Origin of the sequence: Oleiagrimonas sp. (assembly GCF_027858935.1) — a bacterium.
In the GTDB taxonomy this organism is placed as follows: domain Bacteria; phylum Pseudomonadota; class Gammaproteobacteria; order Xanthomonadales; family Rhodanobacteraceae; genus Oleiagrimonas.
The window spans coordinates 1-13668 of record NZ_JAQIBU010000316.1 but is presented as its reverse complement, the minus strand read 5'-3'; the positions used below and the strand labels follow the sequence as shown (position 1 = coordinate 13668).

The 13668-nt window shown below is 65.5% G+C and carries 13 protein-coding genes; 7 read left to right on the top strand and 6 right to left on the bottom strand.

The window, feature by feature from the left end; genetic code table 11:
* Positions 1–10 precede the first annotated feature (10 nt).
* The 6 genes from PF446_RS11835 to rpsB all read right to left on the bottom strand — a co-directional run bounded on the left by PF446_RS11835 (position 11) and on the right by rpsB (position 5127).
* A complete protein-coding gene (locus PF446_RS11835; RefSeq protein ID WP_298071827.1) occupies positions 11–850 on the bottom strand; it encodes a phosphatidate cytidylyltransferase in 840 nt (279 codons plus the stop codon).
* Between the two features lie 16 nt (positions 851–866).
* Complete coding sequence (locus PF446_RS11830) at positions 867–1613, bottom strand: isoprenyl transferase (RefSeq protein ID WP_298071825.1); 747 nt, start codon at positions 1611–1613, stop codon at positions 867–869.
* Positions 1614–1653: 40 nt separating this feature from the next.
* Positions 1654–2211, bottom strand: a complete 558-nt coding sequence (gene frr / locus PF446_RS11825; RefSeq protein WP_298071823.1) for a ribosome recycling factor — start codon at positions 2209–2211, stop codon at positions 1654–1656.
* Between the two features lie 109 nt (positions 2212–2320).
* Positions 2321–3046: a UMP kinase gene (gene pyrH / locus PF446_RS11820; RefSeq protein WP_298071821.1), complete on the bottom strand. Its 726-nt coding sequence runs from the start codon at positions 3044–3046 to the stop codon at positions 2321–2323.
* A 170-nt stretch (positions 3047–3216) separates the two neighbouring features.
* Complete coding sequence (gene tsf / locus PF446_RS11815; RefSeq protein ID WP_298071819.1) at positions 3217–4086, bottom strand: translation elongation factor Ts; 870 nt, start codon at positions 4084–4086, stop codon at positions 3217–3219.
* Between the two features lie 57 nt (positions 4087–4143).
* Positions 4144–5127, bottom strand: coding sequence for a 30S ribosomal protein S2 (gene rpsB, locus PF446_RS11810; RefSeq protein ID WP_298071817.1), 984 nt, complete (start codon positions 5125–5127; stop codon positions 4144–4146).
* 345 nt (positions 5128–5472) lie between these two features.
* Between rpsB and map the strand changes: the two genes are divergently transcribed.
* The 7 genes from map to dapE all read left to right on the top strand — a co-directional run.
* Entirely contained in the window at positions 5473–6237 is a 765-nt protein-coding gene (gene map, locus PF446_RS11805; RefSeq protein ID WP_298071815.1) for a type I methionyl aminopeptidase, read from the top strand.
* A 456-nt stretch (positions 6238–6693) separates the two neighbouring features.
* Complete coding sequence (gene glnD, locus PF446_RS11800; RefSeq protein WP_298071813.1) at positions 6694–9354, top strand: [protein-PII] uridylyltransferase; 2661 nt, start codon at positions 6694–6696, stop codon at positions 9352–9354.
* Positions 9355–9560: 206 nt separating this feature from the next.
* Positions 9561–10178, top strand: a complete 618-nt coding sequence (locus PF446_RS11795; protein WP_298071812.1) for a DsrE family protein — start codon at positions 9561–9563, stop codon at positions 10176–10178.
* Positions 10179–10314: 136 nt separating this feature from the next.
* The gene (gene dapD / locus PF446_RS11790) at positions 10315–11142 is read left to right on the top strand and encodes a 2,3,4,5-tetrahydropyridine-2,6-dicarboxylate N-succinyltransferase (protein WP_298071810.1); all 828 of its coding nucleotides are present in this window, start codon (positions 10315–10317) and stop codon (positions 11140–11142) included.
* Positions 11139–11501 (top strand): Spx/MgsR family RNA polymerase-binding regulatory protein, encoded by a 363-nt coding sequence (locus PF446_RS11785; protein ID WP_298071808.1) that lies wholly within the window; start codon positions 11139–11141, stop codon positions 11499–11501. The genes dapD and PF446_RS11785 overlap by 4 nt, the downstream gene beginning before the upstream one ends.
* Positions 11498–12556 carry a VIT1/CCC1 transporter family protein gene (locus PF446_RS11780; protein ID WP_298071807.1) on the top strand — a complete coding sequence of 353 codons (1059 nt, stop codon included), beginning with the start codon at positions 11498–11500 and terminating at the stop codon, positions 12554–12556. The genes PF446_RS11785 and PF446_RS11780 overlap by 4 nt, the downstream gene beginning before the upstream one ends.
* 54 nt (positions 12557–12610) lie before the next feature.
* On the top strand, positions 12611–13668 hold a 1058-nt coding region (gene dapE / locus PF446_RS11775; RefSeq protein ID WP_298071805.1), incomplete at its 3' end, for a succinyl-diaminopimelate desuccinylase.

The following is a 13668-nucleotide window of genomic DNA, read 5'->3' as shown; positions in this document are numbered from 1 at the left end:
GAAGCGCTGCTCATAATCCCAGCAGGATCCGGCCGATCACGAATACTGGAAGTGCGGCAAACAGGCTGTCCATGCGGTCCAGCAGGCCGCCGTGTCCAGGAAACAGGCGGCCCGAATCCTTGATGTTGGCCTGCCGTTTGAGCAGGCTCTCCAGCAGGTCGCCGATGACCGAGGCCGCCACGGTGGCCAGACCCAGCACGAACATGCCCAACAGGCCCCAGGTGCCGTGCACCCCAAGCAAGTAGCCGCCGCCGGCACAGACAATTGCGCCGAGCACCAGTGCGCCATATACGCCGGCCCAGGTCTTGCCGGGACTGATGCGCGGTGCCAGCTTGCGCTTGCCGAAAAACCGGCCGGAAAAGTAGGCGCCGGTGTCGGCGGACCACACCACCACGATCACCAGCAGGGTCCACCACCGGCCGCTCAGTTGGCCGTGGCTGTTGTGGTAGCCGTGCAGCTCGATCAGGCTCAGCCAGGTCGGTATGAAGACCAGCAGGCCCGCCAGCAGCTTGAGCAGGGAGTTTTCGCGAGTGGGCGAGGCACCGAAGCTGTAATGACGCAGCCAGAACAGGCTCAGCAGCCACCACAGCACGCCGATTGCGATGCCGGCCACCCATATGCCGCGATGGTCGTGCAGGCGCCACAGCGCCGTCATGGCCATTGCCGTCAGCACCAGCCAGGCCAGGCGGGCAGCTTCGCCGCGCAACAGGCTCAACCGTGACCATTCCCAGTGTGCGGCCAGGAACACCACGGCGACGATGCTGGCGAACAGCCATGTGGGCGGCAGCAGGATCGCCGCAAGGACAATCGGGATCAGCACCAGGGCGGTCAGTATGCGCGGGAGAAGCATGCGGTCTAGTTGTCCTTCACGACGAAGCGTGTCCGGTGGTCACTTGCGCGCCAGTACGTCCGAATCGTCGCTGGCGCTGGGCGTAATCGTCCAGCGCCGCGTCCAAGCATGCCGTATCCACATCCGGCCACAGGGTATCGGTGAAGTAGAGCTCCGTATAGGCCAGCTGCCACAGCATGAAGTTGCTGATACGTTGCTCACCGCCCGTGCGGATGAACAGATCGGGGGCCGGAAGGTCATCCAGGCACAGGTGCCGTGCGAGCATGGCACTGTCGATGCTGTCCGGATTCAGCTGCCCATCGGCCACCGCGGTGGCCAAGGCGCGTGCGCCGCGCGTGATATCCCATTGCCCCCCGTAGTTGACGGCGATATTGACCACCAGCCCGGTGTTCCCGGCAGTACGCTCCTGGGCGGCCTGCATGCGTTGGCGCAGGGCGTCCTCGAACGCTTCCAGCGCACCGATGAAGCGCAGGCGGACATGATTGGCGTGCAGTTGGTCCACCTCCTTGTCCAGTGCCCGGAGGAACAGGCCCATCAGCGCCGAGACCTCGGTTTCGGGCCGGCGCCAGTTTTCACTGGAAAAAGCGAACAGCGTCAGCGCCTCGACGCCGCGTCGGGCGCAGTATTCGATGGTCTGGCGCACCGCTTTCTGTCCGGCGCGGTGGCCGAAGCTGCGTGGCTGATGACGATGTTCGGCCCAGCGTCCATTGCCGTCCATGATGATGGCCACGTGGCGAGGGATGCGGGCGGTGTCGGTGTTCATGAGCGAGTGACGTGCGGCAGCGGGGCGTTGCCGGGTCCGATCAAACCGCCATCAACTCGTCTTCCTTGTCCTGCGCGACCTCATCCACTTCTTTCACAAAGCGGTCGGTCAGGCGCTGGATCTCCTCTTCTGCGCGGCGCTCGTCGTCCTCGCTGATTTCCTTGGACTTTTCCAGCTCCTTGATCTGGTGCAGCGCGTCGCGCCGGATGTTGCGGATGGCGATCTTGGCATTTTCGCCCTCGGCCGCGACGTGCTTGGCCAGTTCGCGGCGACGCTCTTCGGTCAGCGGGGGCATGTTCAGCCGAATCACCATGCCGGCCGTGGTCGGCGTGATGCCGATGTCCGATCCCAGGATGGCCTTTTCGATCGGTCCGACCATGTCCTTTTCCCAGGGCGTGATGGTCAGCGAGCGTCCGTCGGTCACGGCCACGCCGGCGACCTGGGTCAACGGCATGTCCGAGCCGTAATAGGGCACCTTGATGCCTTCGACCAGGGCCGTGCTGGCGCGCCCTGTGCGCAGTCGTTGCAGGTCGTGCCGTAGCGACTCGACGCTTTTACCCATGCGAATCTGTGCGTCGTTATTGATGTCGTTGATCATGCAGGACTCCAGATACTGGTCGATCAGGAAAGTATAGCAGCGCGTCGCCGTGCCTCCTGCACCCGAGGCAGGGTCAGGGCGCGGCGCACGCATGCGGTGAAACGTGGATTCAGGCCGATTCGACCAGGGTGCCGATGGTCTCGCCGCGCAGGATGCGCGCCAGGTTGCCCGGGCGGGTCTGGTCGTAGATGCGCAGCGGCATGTTGTGGTCGCGGCACAGGGCGATGGCGGCAGTGTCCATGACTGCCAGCTTGCGTTCGATGACCTCGTCATAGGTCAGTGTCTCAAAGCGCTTGGCGTCGGCATGATGCGCCGGGTCGACGTTGTACACGCCATCGACCTTGGTGGCTTTCAGCAGCAGGTCGGCGCCGATCTCGACCGCGCGCAGGGCCGCGGCAGAGTCCGTGGTGAAGAACGGATTGCCGGTACCGGCCGCGAAGATCGCGATGCGGCCTTTCTCGATGTGGCGGATGGCGCGTCGACGGATGTAGTCCTCGCACACGTCATTGATGCGCAGGGCGCTCATCACGCGGGCGTTGACCTCGCGCTTCTCCAGTGCATCCTGCATGGCCAGGGCGTTGATCACGGTGGCCAACATGCCCATATGGTCGCCGGTGACGCGGTCCATGCCGGCTGCGGCCAGCCCCGCGCCGCGGAAGATGTTGCCGCCGCCGATGACCACGCCGATCTGCACGCCGGAGCGGCTGGCCTCGATGATCTCGTCCGCCAGACGGCCGATCACCTTGGGATCGATGCCGTAGTCCTCTTCCCCCATCAGGGCCTCACCGGACAGTTTCAGCAGGATGCGTCGGTACTGGGGTGAGGATTCGGACATGGGCGTATTCCAGGCGGCGTGCAAACGAGGCGATTGTAGCCGAAGCCGTGTGCGCATAGCACTCGCGGCATGTCCGGTGGCGCGTTCCAGCACGTGCCGTCGCTTGCGGCACGAAAAAAAGGGCCGCGATGATCACGGCCCTTTCGGGAGGTTTTAAGCAGTCGCGAGGCTTACGCCAGGCCCGCCTGCTTCATGACTTCGGCGGCGAAGTCGTCCTCCGCTTTCTCGATGCCTTCACCCACGGCAAGACGCTCGACCGCGATGATCTCCGCGCCTTCCTTCTTCAGCACGTCGCCGACGTTGCTGTTGGTATCCAGCACGTACGGCTGACCCGTCAGCGAGACTTCGGAAAAGGCCTTGCGCAGCTTGCCGCTGATCATCTTCTCGATGATCTCGGCCGGCTTGCCGCTGTCCTTGACTTGGGCCATGGCGATGTCCTTTTCCTTCGCCACCACCTCGTCCGGCACCTGGTCGGGTGAGATGTAGGTCGGGTTCATGGCCGCCACGTGCATGGCAATACCCTTGGCCAGCTCCTCGTCGCCGCCCTTGAGCGCCACCAGCACGCCGATACGCCCGCCGTGGACATAGTTGCCGATCACGCCATCGGACACCACGCGTGCCATTCGACGGACCTGGATGTTCTCGCCGATCTTGGCGATCAGGGCCTTGGCGGTGTCCTCGACGCTTTCGCTGCCGCCCGGATAGGCGGCGGTTTTCAGCGCGTCGATGTCGGTCACATCCAACGCGGCCTTGGCCACGTTGTCGCTGTAGTTCAGGAAGTTGTCGTCCTTGGCCACGAAGTCGGTCTCGCAGTTGACCTCGACCATCACCGCCTTGCCCTTGCCCATGGCGACCACGATGCGGCCTTCAGCGGCCACACGGCCCGCCTTCTTGTCGGCCTTGGCCAGTCCCTGCTTGCGCAGCCACTCCATGGCCGTGTCGACGTCGCCCTCGTTGGCGACCAGGGCCTTCTTGCATTCCATCATGCCGGCGCCGGAGCGCTCGCGCAGTTCCTTGACCTGTTGTGCACTGATCTGCATCGGTATTCCTCGATGTTCTCTCGTGGCGCGCGCTGGGATGCGCGCGCCGTGGATGGCTTACTCGCTGGCGTCGTCGGCCTTGGCTTCCGCCTTCGGGGCCTGTTCGGCCTTGGCGTCGGTCTTGGTTTCGGTCTTTTCAGCAGGCTTGTCTTCGACCTTGGCTTCGACCTTCTCGGCAGGCTTGTCCTCGGTCTTTTCAGCCGGCTTGTCATCCGCCTTCGGGGCCGGGGCCTTCTTGGCGACCGGCTTCTTGGCCGGCGCCCTGGCCTTTTTCTCGCCACTGTCGGACTTCATCACCGGGTTGCCCTCGGCGTCGAGTTCGACGAAATCATTGCCGTCACCCTTGGCGTGGGCCGGGGAAGCCGCCTTGCCCTCAAGCACGGCATCGGCCACGGCGCGGGTGTACAACTGGATGGCGCGGATGGCGTCATCGTTGCCGGGAATGGCATAGTCGACCCGCGACGGGTCGTAGTTGGTGTCGACTACGGCCACCACCGGGATGCCCAGCTTGCGGGCTTCCTGTACGGCGATGTCCTCGTGGCCGATGTCGATCACGAACAACGCGTCGGGCAGGCGGTTCATGTCCTTGATGCCACCCAGCGAACGCTCCAGCTTGTCGCGCTCGCGGCGCAGCGACAGCACTTCGTGCTTGACCAGCTTCTCGAAGGTGCCGTCGGTCTCGGCCGATTCCAGCTCCTTGAGGCGGGCGACCGACTGCTTGACCGTGCGGAAGTTGGTCAGCATGCCGCCCAGCCAGCGCTGGGAGACGAAAGGCATGCCGCAGCGTTCGGCTTCGTCGGCAATGGCTTCACGCGCGGCGCGCTTGGTGCCCACGAACAGCATCGTGCCGCGCTTTTGCGCCAGGCCGGACACATAGTTCATGGCGTCATTGAACAGCGGCAGCGTCTTCTCTAGATTGACGATGTGGATCTTGCCGCGTGCGCCGAAGATGTAGGGGCCCATCTTCGGGTTCCAGTAACGGGTCTGATGACCGAAATGCACGCCAGCTTCCAGCATCTGGCGCATGGTGACTTGAGACATGTTGTACTCCTGGGGTTGGACCTCCACGCATCCCCGCTTCCGACCCTGGCGCTTGAAAAGCAGGCAGGGCACCCCGAAACCGGTGTCGATACGTGTGTGGCGTTGGGTAATGGGTTTTGATGCGAACCATTTCGCATGCGACCCGGCGAGTGTTCCGCCAAGCGGTTACAATCGCTTCTCGTTCCGCATCAGGCGACCCTCGAGGGGATGGCCCGGCTGCATAACCGCGCAATTGTAACGGCTTGCAGGAGCATTCCACAAGCCAGCGACGTGCAGGCCTTCTAGGCGGCGCGCCCGCGACACGACCCATGGGCCGTAATGGCCCCGGATACCAGGATATGGCGTATGCCCGTAGTACCGAAGACCCCGGAAGAAATCCAGAAGATGCGCGTGGCCGGAAAGCTGGCTGCCGAGGTACTGGCCCTGCTCAAGGAGCATGTCAAACCCGGCGTGAGCACCGAGGACCTGGACCGCATTGCCTATGAGCACATCGTCAATGTGCAGAAAGCGGTGCCGGCCAACGTCGGCTACCGCGGTTTCCCCAAGACCCTGTGCACTTCGGTCAACCATGTGATCTGCCACGGCATTCCCAACGCCGGCAAGGTGCTCAAGGACGGCGATATCGTCAATTGCGACGTCACCGTGATCAAGGACGGTTGGCACGGCGACACCAGCCGCATGTTCATTGCCGGCAATCCCAGCGTGCGTGCCCAGCGTCTGGTCGACGTGACCTGGGAAGCCATGATGAAGGGCATCGAGGCCGTGCGGCCCGGTGCGACCCTGGGCGATGTCGGCCACGCGATCCAGACGTACGCCGAGGCGGCGGGCTTTTCGGTGGTGCGCGAATACTGTGGCCACGGTATTGGCAAGATCTACCACGACGAGCCGCAGGTGCTGCATTACGGCAAGCCCGGCAACGGCATGCGCCTGGAAAAGGGCATGACCTTCACAGTCGAGCCAATGGTCAACGCCGGCAAACGCAATGCCCGTTCGCTGCCCGACGGCTGGACGGTGGTCACCAAGGACCATTCGCTGTCGGCGCAGTGGGAGCACACCATCGTGGTCACCGACGAGGGCTTCGAGATCCTCACGCCCTGGCCCGATGCTTGAGAGCAATCTGTTGGTAGCGGTCCCGGCCGGCAGCGTGCCTGTCGCGCAGGGGCCGCACAAAGCCCCTGCCGAACGCCTGTTTGTGGTTCGATGTCGGGGCGGTGATGCGTCCGGGACTGCATCCGGGTTCGGCGGCCAGCCGAAGATCGGTGATGCACCTCTTGCGATCTGTCCTCGAGACGACGCATGGCGTGCCCGAGTACATCGGACCCAGACTTGGGGCCCATGTGGAGGGCAGGAGAGGGTGATCCATGAATTGCCGCCGAGTATTGCCGCCGACGATGAACACGTTGCCGTCGATGAGCGGTTGAGGCTCGGGTAGTCGATTGCGGGGTCGCGGCCGTCGAATCAGACGAATGACAAGCATCGGAAGCGCGCAAAGCCCGTAGGGCTGTTGCTTGTGACGTGGCCCAAGGGTCACTATCGATATTGGTTTTCGACCTGCATGTTTTGCCCATGGCCCAGCGCTCCGCACGCCACCTGGTTCCACCGCCCCCGCGCCTGCCGCGCGCGATACCGCGTTCGGGCGTTTCGGCGGATGCGCGGCGCGCGCTGCGGCAACTGATTGCCGATGCCGACCGCAGTCTGGCGACCTCGTTTGCCAGTGGTACGGACGCGGCCAGTCTGGCGCGCAGGCGGTCCGAGGTCGTGGGCAATGTGGTCGTGCACCTGTGGACGTCCTTCCTGGGCGCGCCGGAAGGCGCGGCCCTGTTTGCGGTGGGCGGGTTTGGCCGTGGTCTGCTTTTTCCGTTTTCCGACGTCGACCTGCTGGTGCTGGTCACGCCCGAGGCCGCCCGCAAGCAGTCCGGAGCGCTGCAGCGCTTTTTTGCCTGTCTGTGGGACATTGGCCTGAAGCCCGGTCATGCGATGCGCGAAGTGGCGCAGTGCCGTGAACTGGCCGCCAGCGACGTGAGCGTGTTCACCAGCCTGCTCGACGGCCACTGGATGGTGGGTGACGAGGCCATGCAGGCACCGTTCCAGGCGATGCTTGAGGATCCGCAACTGTGGCCGCCGGAAGCCTACATGCAGGCCAAGCTGGACGAGCAGGCCGAGCGCCATGCCCGCCATGACGACACCGCGCACAACCTCGAGCCCAACCTCAAGGAAGGCCCGGGAGGCCTGCGCACGCTGGACTTGATGCGCTGGCTGGGTCGCCGCATCACCGGCACCGCAGCATTCGAGGCGATGGCGGCCGAAGGGTTGCTCGATCCGGCCGAGCGCGAGGCCCTCGCCGCCGCCGAATCCACCCTGCAACGCTATCGCTATGCCCTGCATCTGGAGGCGGGTCGTGCCGAGGAGCGCCTGCTGTTCGATTACCAGCGCGGGCTGGCCGTGCGCTTCGGTTTCGAGGACGAGCACGAGAAGAACCTTGGCGTGGAACAGTTCATGCAGGGGTACTACCGCGCCGCCACCGTGATCGAGCGTCTGGGCGTGCAGCTGGTCGAGCGCTTCGAGGAGCTGCTCGAACCCGATGTCGAGCCCGCGCCGCTGAGCGAGAATTACCTGCGCCTGGGCGCGCGTCTGGAGCCCCGTGATGCGGACCTGTTCCTGCGCCGGCCGGCGGCCCTGATCGAAGGCTTCGTGCTGCGTCTGGACCATGACGACCTGGAAGGCTTCACTGCCGAGACCATGCGCCGCATCCAGCAGGCCGTGGCCGAACGGGGCACCCAGATCGGCGAGGACGCCGAGGTGATGGATGCCCTGCGTGCGCTTTTGCATCGCGGCGCCTCCGCGGTGGAGGCCCTGTGGCGGATGAACCGCTTCGGTCTGCTGGCTGCAATCCTGCCGCAGTTCGCGCGGGTGGTCGGGCGCATGCAGTACGACCTTTTCCATGTCTACACCGTGGACGAGCACACCATGCGCGTGCTGCGCAACGTGGCGCGTTTCGCCGACCCGAAGGCGCGGCGCGAATTCCCCATCGGCTGCGAGATCTGGGCCACCCTCGATCGCCCGGAAATCATGCTGCTGGCTGCCCTTTTTCACGATATCGCCAAGGGCCGCGGTGGCGACCACTCGGTGCTGGGCGAGGCCGATGCACGCAGCTTCTGCAAGCGTCTTGGCCTGTCCGACGAGGACGGTGGGCTGGTGGCCTGGCTGGTGCGCTGGCACCTGTTGATGAGCACCACCGCGCAGCGCCAGGACATCACCGACCCGGACGTGGTGCACCGCTTTGCCACCGAGGTGGGCGACTGGGAGCACCTGGACCACCTGTACCTGCTGACCATTGCCGACATCATCGGAACCAGCCCGAAGCTGTGGAACTCCTGGAAAGATCGCCTGCTGTCCGACCTGTACGTCGCCGCGCGCTATGCGCTGCGCTCGGATCTGGCCTTGCCACTACGCGCAGAAGCGCGTGTCCGTGACTGCCGCGAACGGGCGCTGGCGCTGCTGCTGGACGAGGGCTGCGATGCCGAGGCGGTGGCGCATGTGTGGTCGGAGTTTCCGGACCTGAGCTTCCTGCGCCATCGTCCGGAACAGGTGGCCTGGCAGACGCGCGCCATTCTCGATGCCGAGGGCACCCTTCCGCTGGTCGAGGTGCATCCATTCTCGGTCCGCGGCTGCACCGAGCTTTTTGTCTACGCGCACGATCGCGATGGCCTGTTTGCCACGGTCACGGCGATCCTTGATCGCATGCGGTTCTCGGTGGTCGAGGCGCGCGTACTGGGCTCCAGCACCGGCATGGCGCTGGATACCTTTCTGCTGCTGGAATCGGAAACCCAGGAGCCGGCCAGCCTGGAGCGTAGCGAGGAGCTGAGCCAGCGTCTGGCGCATGCGCTGGCGCAGCCGGCGCGTACACAGCCTGCCAAGCGCGGACTTTCACGACGGCAAAAGCATTTCCAGATGGCCCCGCGGATCGAGTTCACCGCGGATGCTGCTGCCCGCCGTACCCAACTGGCGCTGGTGTGCAGCGATCGGCCGGGCCTGTTGGCCGTGGTCGCGCAGGCCTTCGTGGAAACCGGCGTGCGCATGCACGATGCCCGCATCGCCACCTTTGGCGAGCGCGTCGAGGATTTCTTCCAGATCACCGATCGCGAGAATGCGCCTTTGGGGGAGCCCCTGCGCGAACGGCTGCGCGACGCGCTGTTGCAACGGGTCGGGCCGCAGCGCGAAGAGTGATGAGGTGGCAGGTCATCGCCGCTTTCGCACAACTCCGGCCCCGTTGCATGTTCCGCGCGAACCCGGCCAGTACAAGTCATGCCTCATGCCGCGTCAGGTCAAGCACTGCGCCTGTCCAGGGCGAGACTGCAGATGCACGGGCGCTTTGTGATCGCCGGGTATCGGCGTATCTTCGACTTGTCCGCATGTGCGGGGGGAGAAAGACGATGATGATGAACAAGCGCATGGGTCTGGGGATGGTTGTCTGCGTCCTGCTCGTGGCCCTGGTCCTGCCACTGCAGGCGGCCGAGCACGCTCGACCCGCGGCCAAGTCCAAGGTCACCTGGGTGCATCCGGTCATCGCCAACTACGGTGGCGTGCATCCGCGTCCGGATGTCGACATGCAGCCGGATCCGGGCGCGGACTACAAGGTATTCGTGGACGTGCTGTCCACCGGCAAGGATCCGACAAAAGTCCTGGGCTCGCTGCAGCGTCTGGCGCGCCTGGTCAACCTGATGGGCTATGCCAAGGTGCCGCCCGGACATGTGCACATCGTGGCCCTGCTGGACGAGAAGGCCGGCATGGCCGCGCTCACCGACACGGCGTATGCGCGGATGATGGCCAAGTATGACCCCAGGCATGCCAAGAAGGGCATGAAGAACCCGAATCTTCCCCTCCTGCACGCACTGAAGAAAGCCGGAGTGAAGCTGATGATCTGCAGCCAGGCCATGGCGGGTGGCGGGATCAAGGACAGCGAGATCGATCCCAGCGTCACCATCACCTTGTCGGCGTTGACCGACCCGGTGATTTACGGCCACAGGGGCTACACCTACATGCAGTTGTGACTTTGCCTGCGCTGCCTGGTATTGCCGACGCCGCGTTCGCGCGGCGTCGGACCCGCTGAATGAGGATCATGTGCACCAACCTGGAGCGCATGCTTTATTCTTGGCGGCTTGTCACAAGCATCGGATACACCCGCGCATGTCCTCCATCGAGACCCTCATCGACGACGCCTTCGAGCGACGCGACGCCCTGACCCAGACCGAGATCGACTCGGACATCCGTCCCGCCGTGGACCAGGCCATGGACCAGCTTGAATCCGGCGCGCTGCGTGTGGCCGAGCCGGACGGTGAGGGCGGCTGGCAGGTCAACCAGTGGCTGAAGAAGGCGGTGCTGCTGTATTTCCGCATGAACCCCAACCGCATCGTCGATGGCGGGCCGTCCCAGGCCTTCGACAAGGTGCCGCTGCGTTTCTCCGGCGACCGACAGGAGCAGTTGCACACGCTGGGCGCCCGCGTGGTGCCCGGTGCGCTGGTCCGACGTGGCGCACACATCGCGCGCGATGCGGTGTTGATGCCCAGCTACGTGAACATCGGCGCCCATGTCGGTGCCGGCAGCATGGTCGACACCTGGGCCACGGTCGGCTCGTGCGCGCAGATCGGCGCGCACGTGCATCTGTCCGGCGGCGTCGGCATCGGCGGCGTGCTGGAACCGCTGCAGGCCGGCCCCACCATCATCGAGGACGACTGTTTCATCGGCGCGCGCTCGGAAGTGGTCGAGGGCGTGGTGGTCGAGCACGGCAGCGTGATCGGCATGGGCGTGTACCTGGGCCAGTCCACGCGCATCTACAACCGCATGACCGGTGAAACCAGCTACGGCCGCATCCCGGCCGGTTCGGTGGTGGTGGCGGGCAACCTGCCGGCCAGGGACGGCACGCACAGTCTGTATGCGGCCATCATCGTCAAGCAGGTGGACGACAAGACCCGCGCCAAGACCGGTATCAACGCCCTCCTGCGGAGCGCCGAATGAGCGCCACGATCTATGGCCTGAAGACCTGCGACACCTGCCGCAAGGCGCGCAAGTGGCTGGACCGCTTCGGGATCGAGTACCGGTTTGTGGATTACCGCGAAAACCCGGTGCCTGCCGCGAGCCTGAAGGACTGGGCCGGACAGCTTGGCGGCTGGGAGAAGCTGGTCAACAAGTCCTCCACCACCTGGCGCAACCTGCTGCCGCAGCGCAAGAACCCGGGTTCGGACCCGGAGTGGACGCTGCTGCTCAAGGAATACCCCGCGCTGGTGCGTCGCCCGGTCGTGCTGCTGGACGACGGCAGCGTCAGCGTCGGATTCAAGGACAACCTGTTCAAGCAGCGGTTCGGGGGGCGGGCATGAAGCGTGCCGTTACCCGCCGCTACCTGGCCAACCTGCGGATCGAGCGCGACAATGCCGCGCTGTACGCGGGGCTGGCCGCGATCAGCGACGATCTGCGCACCGCGCGGGCCTTTCGCCGCATCGCCGAGGCCGAGCGCGCCAACGCCGCCTTCTGGGTGGCCCAGCTGGCCGAGCTGGACGTGGTCGCGCCCGAACACCGCACCGGTGTGCGCGTGCGTACTCTGTTGTGGCTGGCAAGCCGGTTCGGCAGCGACTTCGTGATGCCCACGGTGGCGCGTATCACCCATGCCGACCACCACGCCACGCCGGTCGACCGCAGCAGCCATCGCGACCATTTCCAGGAGGCTGGAAGCGCCCTGCCGCGCAACCGTCTGCACTCGCAGGGCGGCAACACCCTGCGCGCTGCGGTTTTGGGCGCCAACGATGGCCTGGTGTCCAACGTCAGTCTGGTGATGGGCATGGCCGGCGCCGCCGTGAGCGATCACGCGGTCGTGCTTGCCGGCCTGGCCGGCCTGGTGGCCGGTGCCTGTTCGATGGCGCTTGGCGAATGGCTGTCCGTGAACAGCTCGCGCGAGTTCTACCAGGCGCAGATCACCGCGCGCGCCGAGCGTCTTGCGGTGGCGCCGGAAGATGTACGTCTGCGCATCGCGGCCATTTACCGCGACAAGGGCCTGGATGAGGGTTCCGCGGAAACCATGGCCGCGCAGCTGGTGGAAAGCCCGCGCTCGGCGCTGGACCTGCTGGTGCGCGAGGACCTCGGCGTGGATCCTGAGGACCTGGGCGGTTCCGCCTGGAGTGCGGCATTTTCCTCGTTCATCCTGTTCGCGGTGGGCGCGGCATTCCCGGTGGCGCCGTACCTGTTCCTGCATGGTCACGTGGCGATGATCGGGAGCGTGCTCAGTACCTCTGCGGGTCTGGCAATGATCGCCTCGGCCACCTCGTTGTTCACGGGTCGCCCGGTGTTTTTCTCCATTGCACGCCAGTTTGCCATCACCGCGGCCGCTGCCGGCGTCACCTGGCTGCTCGGCAACGCGCTGGGTGCGGTGCTGGGCTGACCCGGGCGGCTTGCTATGCTCGGACCGGATGTCCTGGTCAAGGGAACGCTGCTCATGTCCAACGTGTTCGACCTCACCTGTGAACTGATCCGTCGCCGCTCCGTCACACCGCACGACGCCGGCTGCCAGCCGTTGATTGCCGAACGGCTGCAGACGGCCGGCTTCATGATCGAGCGCCTGCGCTTCGGCACGGTCGACAACCTGTGGGCGACGCACGGGGCCGGCGAGGGCCCCACGTTGGCCTTCCTGGGCCACACCGACGTCGTGCCCAGCGGCCCGGAGGAGGACTGGAGCTCGCCGCCGTTCGCGCCGACGATCCGGGGAGGCGTGCTGTACGGACGCGGTGCGGCGGACATGAAAGGCTCCGTCGCCGCCATGGTGGTTGCACTGGAGGCCTTCGTCGCCGCGCATCCGGAGCACCCCGGGCGCGTGGCGCTGCTGCTGACCAGCGATGAGGAAGGCGACGCCATCGACGGCGTGCGCAAGGTGGCTGATGCCTTCCGTGCACGCGGCGAGGCGCTGGATTTGTGCGTGGTCGGCGAGCCGTCGGCGAAGGAAAAACTTGGCGACCTGATTCGCGTCGGTCGGCGCGGCTCGCTCTCGGCCACCCTGACCGTGCGCGGCGTGCAGGGCCACGTGGCCTATCCGCAGTTGGCCAACAACCCCATCCATGCCTTTGCGCCGGCGCTGGCCGAACTGACCGCCGAGCACTGGGATGACGGCAACGACGACTTTCCCCCGACGTCCTTCCAGGTGTCCAACGTCCACGCCGGCACCGGCGCCAACAACGTCATCCCCGGCACGCTCCAGGCGCTGTTCAACTTCCGCTATGGCACCGCCAGCACCGCCGAGGCGCTGAAGAAACGCGCCCAGGGCATTCTCGAGCGCCATGGCGTGGACGGAGAGATCCGCTGGCACGATTCCGGCCGCCCGTTCCTGTGCCCGCCGGGCGGCCGGCTGCGTGAAACCGTGATCGCCGTATGCAACGACCTTGCCGGCATCGATCCCGAGCAAAGCACCGGTGGCGGCACCTCCGATGGCCGTTTCATTGCTCCGCTGGGCGCCGAAGTGGTCGAGCTGGGTCCGGTCAACGCCAGCATTCACAAGCTCGA